14 protein-coding genes are annotated in these 14,870 nt (G+C 72.2%); 11 read left to right on the top strand and 3 right to left on the bottom strand.

All coding sequences use genetic code 11. The features are described from left to right. The first annotated feature begins 91 nt into the window (after positions 1–91). The 11 genes from DP939_RS33640 (at position 92) to mnhG (ending at position 11,993) form a co-directional block, all read left to right on the top strand. Positions 92–1,414: a cytosine permease gene (locus DP939_RS33640; RefSeq protein ID WP_158578841.1), complete on the top strand. Its 1,323-nt coding sequence runs from the start codon at positions 92–94 to the stop codon at positions 1,412–1,414. Continuing rightward, a complete protein-coding gene (locus DP939_RS33635; protein ID WP_113984884.1) occupies positions 1,411–2,406 on the top strand; it encodes an LLM class flavin-dependent oxidoreductase in 996 nt (331 codons plus the stop codon). The genes DP939_RS33640 and DP939_RS33635 overlap by 4 nt, the downstream gene beginning before the upstream one ends. Continuing rightward, positions 2,403–3,587 (top strand): M24 family metallopeptidase, encoded by a 1,185-nt coding sequence (locus DP939_RS33630; protein ID WP_113984883.1) that lies wholly within the window; start codon positions 2,403–2,405, stop codon positions 3,585–3,587. Before DP939_RS33635 ends, DP939_RS33630 begins: the two co-directional genes overlap by 4 nt. Further along, the gene (locus DP939_RS33625) at positions 3,584–4,828 is read left to right on the top strand and encodes a threonine synthase (RefSeq protein WP_199565589.1); all 1,245 of its coding nucleotides are present in this window, start codon (positions 3,584–3,586) and stop codon (positions 4,826–4,828) included. Before DP939_RS33630 ends, DP939_RS33625 begins: the two co-directional genes overlap by 4 nt. Further along, complete coding sequence (locus DP939_RS33620; protein WP_113984882.1) at positions 4,825–5,781, top strand: LLM class flavin-dependent oxidoreductase; 957 nt, start codon at positions 4,825–4,827, stop codon at positions 5,779–5,781. Before DP939_RS33625 ends, DP939_RS33620 begins: the two co-directional genes overlap by 4 nt. 160 nt (positions 5,782–5,941) lie before the next feature. Further along, positions 5,942–8,767, top strand: coding sequence for a Na+/H+ antiporter subunit A (locus tag DP939_RS33615; RefSeq protein ID WP_113984881.1), 2,826 nt, complete (start codon positions 5,942–5,944; stop codon positions 8,765–8,767). After that, entirely contained in the window at positions 8,764–9,351 is a 588-nt protein-coding gene (locus DP939_RS33610) for a Na(+)/H(+) antiporter subunit C (RefSeq protein ID WP_113984880.1), read from the top strand. Before DP939_RS33615 ends, DP939_RS33610 begins: the two co-directional genes overlap by 4 nt. Further along, complete coding sequence (locus DP939_RS33605) at positions 9,348–10,892, top strand: Na+/H+ antiporter subunit D (RefSeq protein ID WP_113984879.1); 1,545 nt, start codon at positions 9,348–9,350, stop codon at positions 10,890–10,892. The genes DP939_RS33610 and DP939_RS33605 overlap by 4 nt, the downstream gene beginning before the upstream one ends. Next, positions 10,889–11,395 (top strand): Na+/H+ antiporter subunit E, encoded by a 507-nt coding sequence (locus DP939_RS33600; protein WP_113984878.1) that lies wholly within the window; start codon positions 10,889–10,891, stop codon positions 11,393–11,395. The genes DP939_RS33605 and DP939_RS33600 overlap by 4 nt, the downstream gene beginning before the upstream one ends. Continuing rightward, complete coding sequence (locus tag DP939_RS33595; protein ID WP_225878667.1) at positions 11,392–11,655, top strand: monovalent cation/H+ antiporter complex subunit F; 264 nt, start codon at positions 11,392–11,394, stop codon at positions 11,653–11,655. The genes DP939_RS33600 and DP939_RS33595 overlap by 4 nt, the downstream gene beginning before the upstream one ends. Then, positions 11,652–11,993 carry a monovalent cation/H(+) antiporter subunit G gene (gene mnhG / locus DP939_RS33590; protein ID WP_113984877.1) on the top strand — a complete coding sequence of 114 codons (342 nt, stop codon included), beginning with the start codon at positions 11,652–11,654 and terminating at the stop codon, positions 11,991–11,993. The genes DP939_RS33595 and mnhG overlap by 4 nt, the downstream gene beginning before the upstream one ends. Here the strand turns inward: mnhG and DP939_RS33585 are convergent. From DP939_RS33585 to DP939_RS33575, 3 genes are read right to left on the bottom strand one after another with little or no spacing between them, the layout of a single operon-like run. After that, complete coding sequence (locus DP939_RS33585) at positions 11,968–12,483, bottom strand: YbaK/prolyl-tRNA synthetase associated domain-containing protein (protein WP_199565588.1); 516 nt, start codon at positions 12,481–12,483, stop codon at positions 11,968–11,970. The genes mnhG and DP939_RS33585 overlap by 26 nt on opposite strands. Beyond that, positions 12,473–12,775 carry an ArsR/SmtB family transcription factor gene (locus tag DP939_RS33580; protein WP_113984876.1) on the bottom strand — a complete coding sequence of 101 codons (303 nt, stop codon included), beginning with the start codon at positions 12,773–12,775 and terminating at the stop codon, positions 12,473–12,475. Before DP939_RS33580 ends, DP939_RS33585 begins: the two co-directional genes overlap by 11 nt. A 45-nt stretch (positions 12,776–12,820) precedes the next feature. Next, positions 12,821–13,777: a carbohydrate kinase family protein gene (locus DP939_RS33575; protein ID WP_113984875.1), complete on the bottom strand. Its 957-nt coding sequence runs from the start codon at positions 13,775–13,777 to the stop codon at positions 12,821–12,823. Positions 13,778–14,870 lie beyond the last annotated feature (1,093 nt).

The following is a 14,870-nucleotide window of genomic DNA, read 5'->3' as shown; positions in this document are numbered from 1 at the left end:
CCCCTTACCAGATTCACGTCGGTCCACGTAGTGGGGTCGCCAGGCATATCTGACTATGGATTATCACAGGCCCCCAGCGAAAGGACCGCCCATGAGCGAAGAGGCGGCGGGCCGCCACCGGCTCGCCACCGACCTCGACGACCACGCCCTGGAGCCCGTTCCGCGCGAACGGCGCAAGTCGCTGACCCAGATGATCATCGTGCAGATCGGCTGGAACATCAGCGTCAGCAGCTTCCTGGTGGGCGGCGTCGTCGGCGGAGGTACGAGCTTCGGCGAGGGAATGGCCGCGGTCGTGGTCGGCAACCTCGTCCTGGTGGCCGTCTCGGCCCTGGTCGGACTGGTCGGCTATCGCACCGGCCTGTCCAGCTACCTGGCCGCCCGCGCGGTCTTCGGGCGGCACGGCGCGGTGGTGGTCTCGCTGCTGCTCGGGGTCATCGCGATGGGCTTCATCGGCGTGCTGATGGACACCTGGGGCGGCGCGGTCAACAAGCTGATCCCGGCGATCCCCTCGTGGGCGTTCGTGCTGCTGTTCGCGGTCGCCATCACCTCCACGTCGATCTTCGGCATCAAGGGCCTGGCCAGGTTCTCCGCCATCGCGGTGCCGATCGAGATCGCCATCGCGCTGGTCGCGCTGGTCAAGATCGGCGGCGGCGACGGCGGGTTCGGCGACGTGTTCGCGTACGTCCCGGCGGTGCCGATCGGGTTCGCCACCGCCGTGGGCGCGGTCATCGCCACCTGGGTCACCGGGGCGGCCCTGATCGGGGACGTCTCCCGCTACGCCACCCGGCCGCGCGACGTGCTGATCTCCAGCTTCTGCGGGTTCGTGGTCGGCGCTGGGGTGTTCGAGACGATCGCCACCGTGTCCGCGATGAAGGTCGGCAACAGCAACTTCGTGCTGGTCATGCAGGGCCTCGGGCTGCTCGCCCCGGCCGCGGTGATGCTGGTGCTGGCGCTGTGGAACACCGCCGACAACAACCTCTACTCCGCCTCGCTGGCCTTCACCAACGCCTCCAACTCGCTGCGGTGGCCGATCCGCAAGCCGGTGTGGAACGTGGTGGCCATCGTGATCGCGGTGGCGGTGGCGTTCGCCGGGCTGGCCGACTCGTTCCTGACGTTCCTCACCATCATCGCGCTGGTCGCGCCGCCGTTCGCGGGCGTGATGATCGCGCACTTCTGGGTGCTGGCCCGCCGCGGCACGGGCCGCGAGCTGCTGGAGTCCGCGCCCGGCGTACGGGTGGAGGCACTGGCGGCGTGGCTGATCGCGGCGGTGCTGTCCAAGTTCACCGACGTGCTGCTGGCGGACGCGATCGAGGGACTGGTGTACGGGTTCGTCTGTTATGCGCTGCTCGGCCTGGCCGTGCAGGCGGCCCGGCGCGGTCAAGCGGCGCCCGCCGTGCAGAGAGGAGAGTCATGAGGTTCGGGCTCGGGGTGCCGACCGGCACCGAGGGGCTGATGTATCCGGTCCCGTACGCCGACGCCGAGCAGGCCGTACGGCTGGCCGTCGAGGCCGAACGGCTCGGCTTCGACTCGGTGTGGGGCAACGACCACGTCACCACCCAGGCGTACGTCCGCGCGGAGTTCGCCGAACCGCCGCGCTACTACGACCCGTTCGCCTACCTCAGCTACGTCGCCGCGCTCACCGAGCGGATCAGGCTGGCCACCGCGATCATGGTGCTGCCGTTCCGCAACCCGGTGGTGGCCGCCAAGCAGGCCGCCACCCTGGACCGGCTGTCCGGCGGCCGGGCGGTGCTCGGCGTCGGGATCGGCGCGTACCGGGAGGAGTTCACCGCGATGAACCCCGGCGTGCCGATCAACCGGGGCGAGCACGCGGCCGAGGCGCTGCGGGCGCTGACCGCGCTGTTCACCGAACGCCGGGCGAGCTTCAAAGGCCGATGGGTGAACTTCGAGGACGTCGAGTCCTCCCCCAAGCCGGTCGCCCGGCTGCCGATCCTGTCCGGCGGCAACGCGCCCGGCTCCAAGACCCGCGCCGCCCTGTACGCCGACGGCTGGCTGCCCGCCTGCCTGACCCCGCAGGAGGCGGCCAAGGGGCTCGCCGAGATCCGGGCCCAGGCCGAGGCGGCCGGACGCGGCCCGCTGCCCGCCGACTTCGAGGTGGCCCTGCAGGTCGCGGTGTGCGTCGCGCCCACCCAGGAGGAGGCGTGGCGCAAGTTCCGGGCCTCGCAGCTCCACACGCACATGGTGTCGCTGTCCAAGACGACGCTGAAGGACCAGGGCGTGGCCGACCTCGCCGCGCGCAACCTGATCGGCACGCCGCAGAGCGTGGCCGAGCGGATCGAGGAGTACCGCGCGGCCGGGGTGAACACGCTGGCCGGGCTGCTGTTCGCGGCCAACACGGTGGAAGAGACGCTGGACGCCATGACGGAGTTCAGTGAGGTGATCATGTGAAGGAGGCTCTGATCGACTCCCCCCTTGCGCCCCCGGACATCGACGAACGCCGGCTCGCCGCCGACCGGCTGGCCCGGCTGCGCGCGGCGCTGGCCGCGGCCCCGTTCGACGCGGTGGTGCTGACCAGCGCGGAGAGCGTGTTCTACGCCACCGGCTACCGGGCCGTGGCCACGCCGCTGTTCCGCGCGCACCGGATGGCCGCCGTGGTCACCGGCGATGACCTGTGGCTGGTCTGCCCGGCCGCCGACACCGCTCCCGCCGCCGATCTCGGGGTCCCCGAGGACCGGCTGATCCCCTACGGCCGGTTCTACTTCGAGTCGGCGGCGGGTTCCACCCTCGCCCTGGCCGCCGACCGGCACCAGGGGCTCGCGGCGGCGCTCGGCACGGCCGTGGGCGCGATGGGGCCGCGGCTGAAGTACGCCGTGGAGGCCCCCGAAGAGGGCCTGCTCGACGTCCCCGCCACGGACGCGACCGCCTGGATCGCCGAGGTGCGCGGCGTGAAACTGCCCGGCGAGGTCGAACTTCTGCGTTACGCCGCCCGGCTGGCCGAGTCCGCCGTCGAGGCGGCGCTGGCCGCCGCCGGGCCCGGCGTCACCGAACGCGACCTCGCGGCGGCCGTCGCGGCCACCATGGTCGCGGGCGGGGCCGAGCCGAGGTTCCTGGTGGCGACCACCGGCCCGCGTACCGCGCTGGCCGACGCGCAACCGACCGGACGGCAGTGGCAGCCGGGCGAACTGGCCCGGTTCGACGTCGGCTGCGTCTACCAGGGCTACTGGTCGGACATCGGGCGCACCGCCGTACTCGGCGAGCCCGGTGAACGGCAGACCCGCCGCTACGCCGCGATCCTGGCCGGGCTGGACGAACAGCTCGCCCTCGCCCGCCCGGGGGTGCCCGCCGAGGAGGTCTTCGAGGTCGCCATGGGCGCGGTGCGCCGCGGCGGCGTGGACCCCTACCGCCGCCAGCACTGCGGCCACGGCATCGGCACCGCCGTGTACGAGCCGCCGATCATCGCCCCCGGGGCCGCGACGCCGCTGGTCACGGGCATGACGTTCTGCTTTGAGACGCCATATTATGAACTGGGATGGGGCGGCATGATGGTGGAAGACGCCCTGGTCGTCACCCCCGGCGGGGTCGAGCGGTTCACCCGCTCCCCGCGGGCGCTGCCGGTGGTGGCGGCATGAGCGACGTCCGTTATCTCGGCAGGCTGACCTGCCTGCGCTGTGGCACCGGCTACCCCGACCCGAGCGTGGCGCTGATGGGCCGGGGCTGCCCGGCGTGCGAGCGGGACGGCGTACCGGCCAACGCGCTGCCCGATTATGAGATCCCGGCCATCGGGGAGCTGCCCGTCGATGACGGGCAGCCCGGCCTGTTCCGGTATCGGGCGCTCCTTCCGCTTTCCCAGGAAACCCCCGCGGTGAGTCTGGGGGAGGGCGGCACTCCCCTCGTCGCTCTCCCCCGGACCGCCGATCGGCTGGGCCTGGCCTCGGTCCACCTCAAGGACGAGACCCGCAACCCGACCTGGTCCTACAAGGACCGGCTGGCCGCGGTCGCGGTGACCAAGGCCGCCGAGCTGGACGCGCCCGCCGTGGTCGTGGCCAGCACCGGCAACCACGGGGCGGCCGTCGCCGCCTACGCGGCCCGCGCCGGGCTGCGCTGCGTGGTGCTGACCGTCGCCTCGGTGCCGGACACCATGAAGACGCTCATGCAGGTCTATGGGGCCGGGGTGGTGGCGCTGGAGCGTCCCGCCGACCGGTGGGTGCTGATGCGCCGCCTGGTCGAGGAGCGCGGCTGGCTGCCGCTGTCCGGGCACGCGAGCCCGCCGGCGGGCTCGCTCGGGTACGGCGTGGACGGCTACAAGACCATCGCCTACGAGATCGCCGCGCAGCTCGGCCGGGTGCCGGACTACGTGGTGGTGCCGGTGTCCTACGGCGACGGGCTGGCCGGGATCTGGCGCGGGTTCGCCGACCTGGTGGCCCTCGGGGTGACCGACCGGCTGCCCCGGCTGGTGGCCGCCGAGCCGTTCGGCCCGTACGGCGACGCGCTGGCCAAGGGCGCGGACGTCGCCGGGCCAGTGCCGGTCACGCCGTCCGTGGCGTTCTCGACGGCCTCGCCGTTCGGCACGTACCAGGGCCTCGCGGCGCTGCGCGCCACCGGCGGGCTGACCGTCGGCGTGCCGGACAACGACCGCATCATGGACGCCCAGCGCCGGTTCGGCCGGGAGGCCGGGCTGTACCTGGAGGCGTCCTCGATCACCACGTTCGCCGCGCTGGAGGAGCTGGCCGGGCGCATCCCGGCGGGCTCGGACGTGGTGCTGATCGGCTCGTCCACCGGGCTCAAGGACGTCGGGTCCACCGCCGCCGGGCAGCGTCCGGTCCAGGTCGTGGAACCGACCCCCGGCGCGATGGACCGGGCGCTCGGGTGAGGCTCGCGTTCTCGATCTCCGGCCACCGTGCGGCGGGCGACGCCGTACGGGTCGCGCGGGCCGCCGAGCAGGCCGGGTGCGACACCGTGTGGATCACCGAGGACTACTGCGAACGCGGCGCGTTCGCGCTGGCCGGGGCCATCGCGGCGGTCACCGAGCGGGTGCGGATCGGGATCGGCGTGATCAACCCCTGGACCCGGCACCCCGCGCTGATCGCCATGGAACTGGCCGCGCTGGACGAGGTGAGCGAGGGCCGGGCGGTGCTCGGGCTGGGCGCGAGCAATCCGCGCTGGATGAGCGACCAGCTCGGCATCCCGTTCGACCGGCCGATCGGGCGGCTGACCGAGTCGGTGGACCTGGTCCGCGCGCTGATGACCGGCGAGCCGGTACGCCACCACGGCGCGCACTTCCAGGTGGAGGCCACGCTGGCCTTCACCCCGCCGCGCACCCGCCCGCCGATCGTCCTCGGCGTCAAGGGGCCGCGGGCGCTGGCCATGGCGGCGGAACGGGCCGACGGGCTGCTGCTGTCGATTCTGTCGTCCGCGCCGTACGTGGCCTCGGTACGCGAGCGCGTCGGCGCGGACCTGGAACTGTCGGCATATGTCGGGCTGTCGGTGGACGACGCCGACCCGGCCGCCGCCCGCGACCGCGCCCGCGCCGGGGTCGCCACGTACCTGGGCGTGCACGGCGACCACGAGATCACCCGGACCGCCGGGCTGGACCCGGAGCGCTGCGCCGCCTTCCGGGCCGGGTGGCGCGCCGGCGCGCCCCGTACCGACCTGGTGGACGACGTCCTGCTCGACGTCTTCACCGCGGCGGGGACCCTCGGCGACGCGGCCCGCCATCTGCGCGGACTCGCCGACGCCGGGCTCGACGTGGCCGTCATCCGCGACGCCCCCGAAACCGATCCCACGACTCTGCTGCGTACCGCGTCCGTCGCGCTGGGCCGGTGAGCCTGAGACCTTCCTCGGTGCCGCCTCGGCCGCGCCGGGTCGGCGAGCCTGCCCGGAAACGGCCCTGAGCTGCGGTTACGATCGCCGGGTTCGGCCGTTTCGCGGGGGAGACGGCTGGTCGGTTCTGGTCCGGGCGCGGGGGCGTAGGTGAACTGAGCGGATGCTGCTTGCCGTGGCCGCCTTCTTCGCCGCCGCCGTGCTCGCGCCCACCGCGCTGCGCACGCTGGGACTGCGGGCCTTCTGGCTGGTCGCGCTGGTACCCGCCGCCGTCACCCTGTGGGCGCTCGCCGTGCCCGTGCCGCACGAGCAGGTCGTGCCGTGGGTCCCTCAGCTTCAGGTCCAGCTCGCCTTCCGGATGGACACCCTCGGCCTGGTGATGACCCTGATCGTGGCGGGCATCGGCGCGCTGATCCTGGTCTACTGCGGGGGCTACTTCACCCCGGGCGCGCCGGGGCTGCCCGCCTTCGCCGGGGAGTTCACCGCGTTCGCCGGGGCGATGCTCGGCCTCGTACTGGCCGACGACCTCATCCTGCTCTACGTCTTCTGGGAACTCACCACCGTCTTCTCCTACCTGCTGATCGGCTACGACGCCGAGGACCGCACCAGCAGGCGGGCCGCGCTCACCGCGATCGTCGTCACCGCGGCGGGCGGGCTGACCATGCTCTCCGGGCTGATCCTGCTCGGGCTGCGCGCGGGCACGTTCCGGATCTCGGAGATCCTGGCCGCGCCGCCCGCGGGCCCGGTCGCGTCGGTCGCCCTGGCGCTGATCCTGGTGGGCGCGCTGAGCAAGTCGGCGCTGGTGCCGTTCCACTTCTGGCTGCCCGGCGCGATGGCCGCGCCCACCCCGGTCAGCGCCTACCTGCACGCGGCGGCCATGGTCAAGGCCGGGGTCTACCTGGTGGCCCGGCTGGCTCCGGCGTTCGCCGCCGATCCGGTCTGGCGGCCGGTCGTGCTGGTCTTCGGCGGGGTCACGATGCTGGTGGGCGCGTGGCGGGCGCTGCGCAAGCACGACCTGAAGCTGCTGCTGGCCTTCGGGACGGTCAGCCAGCTCGGGTTCCTGACCGCGCTGCTGGGCGCGGGGGGCCGGGCCGCCGCGCAGGCGGGGGCGTACCTGCTGATCGCGCACGCGGTGTTCAAGGCCGGGCTGTTCATGGTCGTCGGCATCGTGGACCACGCCACCGGCACCCGCGACCTGCGCAAACTCAGTGGCGTGGGGCGGTCCATGCCGATCACCCGCGCGGCGGCGGTGCTGCTGGCGGCGTCCATGGCCGGGGTGCCGCCGCTGGCGGGGTTCGTCGGCAAGGAGGCGGCCTTCGCGGCCTTCCTGTCCGACGGGGTGGTGCTGACGGTCCTGGTGGCGGGGTCGGCGCTGACCGTCGCCTACAGCCTGCGGTTCGTGTGGGGGGCGTTCGCGGACAAGGGCGTCCGGCCCGTCGTGGTACACCCTCCGGGGGCGGTGCCGGCCGGGCCCGTGGTGCTGCTCGCGGTGCTGAGCCTGCTGCTCGGGCCGCTCGCGCCGGTCATCGACGGGTGGCTTGCCGGGTACAGCGCGGTCTATCCGGCGGGAACCGCGGACGAGCCGCTGGCGCTGTGGCACGGGTTCACCGTGCCGCTGCTGCTGTCCGCCGTGGTGCTGGCCGTGGGCTTCGTGCTGTTCCTGGGGCGTCCCCTCGTGGCCCGCGTACAGAACTCGCTGCATCCGCCGATCGACGCCGAGCGGACCTTCCGGCTGATCATGCGCGGCCTGGACCACGCCGCCGACCAGGCCACCCGGTTCACCCAGCGCGGCTCGCTGCCGGTCTACCTGCGTTACATCCTGTCCGCGCTGCTGGTGCTGCCCGGCGCGGCGCTGGTGTCGGGGCTGCCCTGGCCGGGGGCGGCGCGGGTCTGGTACGTCCCCGCGGAGATCATCGTGGCCGGGCTGGTGTGCCTGGCCGCGTTCGCCACCACCCTCCAGTCCTGGCGGATGCCCGCCGTGATGTGCGCGGCGGTGACCGGCACCGGCACGGCGACCATGTTCGTCCTGCACGGCGCGCCCGACCTGGGGCTCACGCAGTTCCTCACCGAGACGGTCACGCTGGTGGCGTTCGTGCTGGTACTGCGCAGGCTGCCGCCCCGGTTCGTGGAACGCCAGTACGTCGGCATGCGCCGGGTCAACGCGGCGCTCGGCGTGGCGTCCGGGCTGCTGATCGCCGCGATGGGCTACGTCGCCGTCAACGCCCGCACCCAGGTCCCGATCTCCGCCGCCTACCCCGACGCCGCCGAGGCGGCCGGGGGCGCCAACATCGTCAACATCGCCCTGGTGGACCTGCGCGCCTGGGACACCATGGGGGAGAGTTCGGTCCTGCTGATCGCGGCGGCGGGGGTGACCGGGCTGATCTACGTACGTCGCCGGCCGAGGCTGCCGAGGACGGTCGATGCGCCCGGCGGCACCTGGTCGCTGCCCGGCCTGCGCTCCTTCGGCGAGCCGCCTGCGGACGCCGAGGCCACCACCTGGCTGCGCGGCAGCGAGACGCTGTCCCCCGAACGCCGGTCGATCATGTTCGAGGTGGTCGCGCGGACGATCTTCCACCCGATGCTGGTGCTGTCGATCTACCTGCTGTTCAGCGGGCACGGCACGCCCGGCGGGGGGTTCGCCGCCGGGCTGGTGGCCGGGCTCGCGCTGACCGTCCGGTACCTGGCCGGGGGCCGCTACGAACTCGCCGAGGCCATGCCGATCGGCCCCGGCGTCTGCCAGGGCACCGGCCTCGGGGTGATGGCCGTGACCGGGCTGACCGGGCTCGCGCTCACCGGCAGCGTGCTGCGCGAGACGGTGCTGCACTGGCGGCTGCCGGTGCTCGGCGACGTCCACCTGGTCACCTCGCTCGCGTTCGACATCGGGGTCTACCTGGTGGTCATCGGCGTGGTGCTCGACGTACTGCGGGCCATGGGCGACGAACTGGACCGGCAGGTCGAGGAGGAGGGCGAGGAGGTGATCACTCCATGAGCGGCCCGGACCTGATGGTCCTCGCCACGGTGGCGACGCTGGGCGGCGCCGGGATCTACCTGCTGCTGGAACGCAGCCTGACCAGGATCGTGCTCGGCGTGGTGCTGATCGGCAACGGGGCCAACCTGTTCATCCTGCTGTCCGGCGGGGTCACCGGCAGGCCGCCGATCCGGGGGCTGTTCGGCTCGGAGGGCATCAGCGACCCGCTGCCGCAGGTGATGATCCTCACCGCGATCGTGATCACGCTGGCGCTCACCGCCTTTCTGCTGTCCCTTTCGCACCGGGCCATGCGGCTGACCGGCGACGACGAGGTACGCGACGACGAGGAGGACCGCAGGGTCATCGCCCGCGTGGAACGCGAACTGGCCAGGCACCGGGTCCGCGAGGAGGTCGAGCGGATGCGCCGGATCCACGCGGAGGAGGGGTTCCGGGCGGGGCTGCGGGCGCGGCTCGGGCTGCGCGGCACGGTACGGCGCGAGCGCAGGGACCTGCGCAGGCGGATGCGCGAGGAGTGGGAGCGCCAGATGGCCGCTGACGACCCCGAGGGCGGCGTGGACACCACGATGGGCGAGGACTCGTCATGAACAACGTGCTCGTCCCGCTGCCGGTGGTGTTGCCGCTGCTGGCGGCGGGGCTGCGGCTGGCGCTCGCGCAGCGGCTGGTCCGGGTGCAGCGCGGGATCAGCGTCGCCGTGCTCGCGGCCGTCGTGGTGATCGCCGCCGTACTCGTCTACCAGACCGACCGCTACGGCCCGCAGACCATGCACCCCGGCGGCTGGCCCGCGCCCATCGCGGTGATGCTGGTCGTGGACCGGCTGGCCGCGCTGATCCTGCTGGTCTCCGGCGTGATCACGCTGTGCGTCCTGATCTACGCGATCGGCCAGGGCGCGTCCGACAATGACGAGAGCACCCCGCTGGCGATCTTCCACCCGTCGTTCCTGGTCCTGCTGGCGGGGGTGGCCGACGCGTTCATGGCGGGCGACCTGTTCAACCTCTATGTCGCGTTCGAGATGCTGCTGACCGCCAGCTACGTGCTGATCACGCTGGGCGGGACCCCGGCCCGGGTGCGGGCCGGGATGACGTACGTCGTGGTCGGCATCCTGTCCTCGGTGATCTTCCTGATCGGGGTCGCGCTGTGCTACGCGGCGACCGGCACGCTGACCCTGGCCCAGCTCGCCGTACGCCTCGCGGACCTGCCGCCCGACGTCCGGCTGGTGCTCCAGCTGACCCTGCTGGTGGCCTTCGGCATCAAGGCGGCGGTCTTCCCGCTGTCGGCCTGGCTGCCGGACAGCTACCCGACCACCCCCGCGCCGATCACCGCCGTGTTCGCCGGGCTGCTGACCAAGGTCGGCGTGTACGCGATCATCCGCGTCCAGACGCTGCTGTTCCCCGGCGAGGCGCTGACCGGGCTGCTGCTGATCGCGGCGGCCTGCACGATGCTGATCGGCATTTTGGGCGCGGTCTCGCAGACCGACATCAAGCGGACGCTGTCCTTCACGCTGGTCAGCCACATCGGGTACATGGTGTTCGGGATCGCGCTGGCCTCCCGGGCCGGGATCGCCGGGGCGATCTTCTACGTGGCCCACCACATCACCGTGCAGACCACGCTGTTCCTGGTCGCCGGGCTGGTGGAACGGCGCGGTGGCAGTACGTCGATGGACCGCCTCGGGGGGCTGGCCCGGGTGTCGCCGCTGGTGGCGGTGCTGTTCTTCATCCCGGCGATGAACCTTTCCGGCATACCACCGCTGTCTGGATTTATTGGGAAACTGTGGCTGTTGCGGGCGGGCGTCCAGGAGGGCACCTGGCCCGCGTACGCGCTGGTCGGGGTCGCGCTGCTGACCAGCCTGCTCACGCTCTACACGATGTGCCACCTGTGGAACCGCGCGTTCTGGGGCGACCGGGGCAAACTCCCGGAACGCGGCCAGATCATCGAGGGGCGGCGCGGGCTCAGCGGCACCGGCATCGTGGCCACCGCCGCCCCCGGCACCATGGCGGGCACGGCGGCGGCCCTGATCGTCTTCGCGACGGCGTTCACGGTCGCGGCCGGTCCGATGACCGGCTACATCGAACGCGCCGCCACCGAACTCCTCGACCGCCGCGCCTACCTGGCGGCGGTGCTGCCATGAGGATCGCCGCGCCGGTCGTCGGCATGGCCGTCATCTGGGTCCTGCTGTGGGGCAACCTCTCGTTCGCCAACGTGCTGTCCGGCCTGGCCGTCGGCCTGCTGGTGGCCGCGCTGTCCCGGCTGCCGCACGTCGGCGCGGGCGCACGCGTACGGATCGGCGGCTGCCTGCGGCTGCTCGGCTGGTTCGTGCTCGACATGGCCCGGTCCGGCACGCGGGTCGGCTGGCAGGCCCTGCGCCCGGGCCCGCCGCCGGTCAACGCGGTGATCGCGGTGGCGCTGCGCACCCAGAGCGACCTGACCATGGTGTTCACCGCGCTGGCGCTGTCCGCGCTGCCCGGCAGCCTGGTGGTGGAGGTCAGGAGGTCCAGGCAGACGCTGTACGTCCACGTGCTCGGCGTGGACGAACAGGGCGGCCTGGACAAGGCCCGGCAGGACGCGCTCGACCTGGAGAAGCGGGTCATTCGGGCGATCGGTACGGCGGACGACAGAAGGGAAGTCCTGTGACGGCGGTCGTGGGGGTGTGCGCCGGGCTGCTCGGCCTGGCCGGACTGCTGGCGATGATCCGGCTGATCACCGGCCCCAGCCGGCTGGACCGGGCGCTGGCGCTGGACGTGCTGATCGCGGTGACCGTGGTCGGGATCGGGCTGGAGGCGGCCTACCACCGCTACACCGCCACGCTGCCGATCCTGCTGGTGGTCTCCATCGTGGGGTTCGTCGGGTCGGTGTCGGTGGCCCGCTTCGCGGTGCGCAGGAACAGCGAGTGAGCGTCGTACCGGACGTACTGGTGGCGGTGCTGCTGCTGCTCGGCGCGCTGTTCTCGCTGACGGCCGGGGTGGGGCTGCTGCGCTTCCCCGACACCCTGGCCCGGCTGCACACCGGAGCCAAACCACAGGTCATCGGGCTGATGGCGACCCTGATCGCGATCGGGCTGCGGGCGGAGGCGCCGCTGGACATCGGGATCCTGCTGCTGGTCGCCATATTCCAGCTGATGACGGCCCCGGTGGCGGCGCACATGGTGGGGCGGGCGGCGTACCGATCCGGGCGGGTGCGGGCGGACCTGCTGATGACCGACGAACTCAGCCGTGACCTGTCGGAGTCGTGATCGGGGCCACGCGCGGGGCGGCCAGGCGGAGGTAGTCGTCGGTGGCCAGGGCGATGGAGCGATCCAGACGGGCGGCGTTGAAGTACAGCTCGGGGGCCTTCTCCAGCTCCGGATCGGCGATCAGCTCCAGCCTGGGGTGGTAGCTGAAGGGCAGCACCGTGCCGCTGACGCTCCCGGCCAGCTCCTCGGCCTTGGCGCGGTCGGCGAAGGTGGCGTACGTGCCGTCGAGCAGGGCCTTCACCGCCTGGACGTCCAGCCGGGCGGTGCCGGGGACGACCGCCAGGACGTACCTGGTCTGCTTCTTGCCGATCTTGACCATGACGACCAGGCACTTGGCCGCGTGCGCGACATCGTGCCCGCGCATGGCGCTGACCACCTCGGTACGCCCCTCGGGCGGATGGTCGATCAGCCGGTAGCGCGCTCCGGCCGCGTCCAGGTCGGTGATCAGCCGCTCGTAGAGCCCTTCTGACGTCGCCACCTCACCACTCACCGCTCAGCAACTCCTTCGCCTCGGAAATACGGTCCTCGTCGCGCTGGTAGAACACCCACTGCTTGATCTTCTTGCCGCGCAGCAGCCCGGCCTGCGCGAGCACCTTCAGATGCTCGCCGCAGGTCGGCTGGCTCACACCCAGCTTCTGGGCGATGAACAACGAGCAGACCCCGTCGCGTACGAGATCGCCGTCGCGCTGCGGGGGGAAGTGGCTCTCGGGATCGCGCAGCCACTCCAAGATCAATAGACGCTTGTCGTTGGCCAGCGCCTTCACCAGATCGACGTCCAGCATTAAGGCATTATGGCAATTAGCTAATTGCCTGTCTAGGCTGGCTTGTCACGCAGAGGGGAGTACGTCGGCCCAGGGCGGGTTCGCCCCGGCGACCGAGCAGGTCAGCGCGGCCACCCGGGCCGCGAAGCCGACCGCCTCGCGTACCTGGCCGATCTCCAGGCCGGTCAGTCGGCCGCCGAGCAGTTGCTCGCCGTTCAGCCAGTGCAGCAGCCCGGCCGTGAACGCGTCGCCCGCCCCCACCGTGTCCACCACCGCGACCCGGAACCCCGGCACCGACACCCGCTCCCCGCGCAACGACGCCACCGCGCCCTCCGCGCCCCTGGTCACCACCACCAGTTCGGCCCCGGCCGCATGCCACTCGTCGCAGGCCCGCTCGATCGACCAGCCCGGGTAGAGCAGGGCGAGATCGTCATCGCTCAGTTTCAGCACGTCGGCGAGGGCGCACCAGTACGGGAGCCGGTCGCGCAGCCCGTCCAGGGTGACCAGGGGCAGCCGGACGTTCGGGTCGATCGAGATCGTCGCCCGATACCGGGCCGCCTCCGCGAACTCCTCGATCACCCGCCCACCGGGCGCCCTGCCCAGCGCGATCGAACCGGTGTGCAGGCACACCGTCTCGTCCAGGACGTGCGCGGGCAACTCCTCGGCGGTCCACTGCCAGTCGGCGGTGCCCTCGGCGTGGAAGGAGTACGCGGCTCCGCCTCGCTCGTCGAGGGTCGCGACGGCGAGCGTACTGGGCTCGGCGGCCCGCACGCTGCCGGTCAGCTTCACCCCCGATGACGTCAGCCGGTCCCGGAACGCCCTGGCGAACACATCACCGGAGAACCGGCCCAGAAACCGGGTCCGCGTACCGAGGCGGGCCAGCGCGACGGCTGTATTGGCGGGACTGCCCCCGGGCAGCACCCGCAACATCAACTCTCCGTCCGTGCCGGTGGGACCTTGGGTGGGGTCGGCGAAGGTGTCCGCCACGTTCTCGCCCAGGACGGTGACGATGCCCCCGGTCATACCCGCCCCTTCCCTCCACACCACCAACCCGACCACTCTGACACACCCCCCACCCCACCTACCGCACGCCGCCTCCAAAGCCCGCGCCCCGCGCACAATCGCCCTCCCTCCGCTCGGCCCACCTCCCAAGCCCGCGCTCCGCGCCGGGGCTGGGCTCCGCCCGAGAGTCGGGCTCCGCCCGAAGAGTCGCGCTCCACGCAAGAGGTCGGGCTTCGCCCGAGAGGGCCGCGCCCCCGCGCAGGACGGCCAGGCTCCGCCTGAAAGGGCCGCGCTTCGCGCGAGAGAGCCGCGCTCCGCGCGTTGTACGGGCTTCGCCGGAAAGCGTCGCGCTTCGCGCGCAGACGGCGGGCTTCGCCCGGGGGTCCGCGCTTCGCGCGAAAGAGCCGCGCTTCGCGCAAGAAGGCCGGGCCCCGCCCGAGAGGCTCGCGCTCTGCGCGCAATCGACCTCGCTAAACGCTCGGCCTGTTCTCCCAGACTGGGCTCCGCCCGAGGGCGTCGCGCTTCGCGCGCATTGGACCTCGCTGACGCTCGGCCTGCCTTCCCAAGGCCGGGCTCCGCCAGGCGCTACCGCCACCAGCACACCGAAACCCACCCCACGGAAGCCATCCAGCCACGGCCAGACCCTTCAGCCGCCCACCGCAACCGGCCTTGATGACCACGAACCATCACCAATGCCCGGCAAGCCGCCCAGTTCATACGCCTTTCCGAGATATCGTCTCTGTGTCATCAGCCACAGCCCCACAGCCAGAGAGAAGATCGGTCCCCGCCGAGTCACGATGCTCAGAGGCCGGCCGGTGAGTGAGCGTTTTCGAACTAAAGTAAATCGCGTCCAACGCGAAAAGACCTGTCCGTGGCCATGTAAAAGTCCCCACAGGTGGCCAGTTCAAGGCCACCACAGGTGGCCGGTTCAGGTCCCCACTTCGTCTTCGCGCTGGTTGGTGTGTCGCGCGGCGATGTGTGCCCTGAGCGGTGATCGTGACGGTGTCAGCCAGTCACGAGATCACCGCTCAGGGGGTCTGCCCGGCCATGAAGTCTTCGGGGGAAATCATGGACATCATCGCCGCCTACCAGGAGGTAGGCACCTATCGCGGAG

This window comes from Spongiactinospora rosea, from assembly GCF_003315795.1.
GTDB lineage: Bacteria > Actinomycetota > Actinomycetes > Streptosporangiales > Streptosporangiaceae > Spongiactinospora > Spongiactinospora rosea.
Note: the sequence above shows the minus strand (reverse complement) of the source record. Positions and strands in the feature narration are given on the sequence as shown.

Bases quoted from the DNA above. Each gene is read 5' to 3' on its own strand.
- DP939_RS33640 (WP_158578841.1), top strand. From the start codon at position 92: ATGAGCGAAGAGGCGGCGGGCCGCCACCGGCTCGCCACCGACCTCGAC.
- DP939_RS33635 (WP_113984884.1), top strand. From the start codon at position 1,411: ATGAGGTTCGGGCTCGGGGTGCCGACCGGCACCGAGGGGCTGATGTAT.
- DP939_RS33625 (WP_199565589.1), top strand. From the start codon at position 3,584: ATGAGCGACGTCCGTTATCTCGGCAGGCTGACCTGCCTGCGCTGTGGC.
- DP939_RS33615 (WP_113984881.1), top strand. From the start codon at position 5,942: ATGCTGCTTGCCGTGGCCGCCTTCTTCGCCGCCGCCGTGCTCGCGCCC.
- DP939_RS33610 (WP_113984880.1), top strand. From the start codon at position 8,764: ATGAGCGGCCCGGACCTGATGGTCCTCGCCACGGTGGCGACGCTGGGC.
- DP939_RS33605 (WP_113984879.1), top strand. From the start codon at position 9,348: ATGAACAACGTGCTCGTCCCGCTGCCGGTGGTGTTGCCGCTGCTGGCG.
- DP939_RS33600 (WP_113984878.1), top strand. From the start codon at position 10,889: ATGAGGATCGCCGCGCCGGTCGTCGGCATGGCCGTCATCTGGGTCCTG.
- DP939_RS33580 (WP_113984876.1), bottom strand. From the start codon at position 12,775: ATGCTGGACGTCGATCTGGTGAAGGCGCTGGCCAACGACAAGCGTCTA.
- DP939_RS33575 (WP_113984875.1), bottom strand. From the start codon at position 13,777: ATGACCGGGGGCATCGTCACCGTCCTGGGCGAGAACGTGGCGGACACC.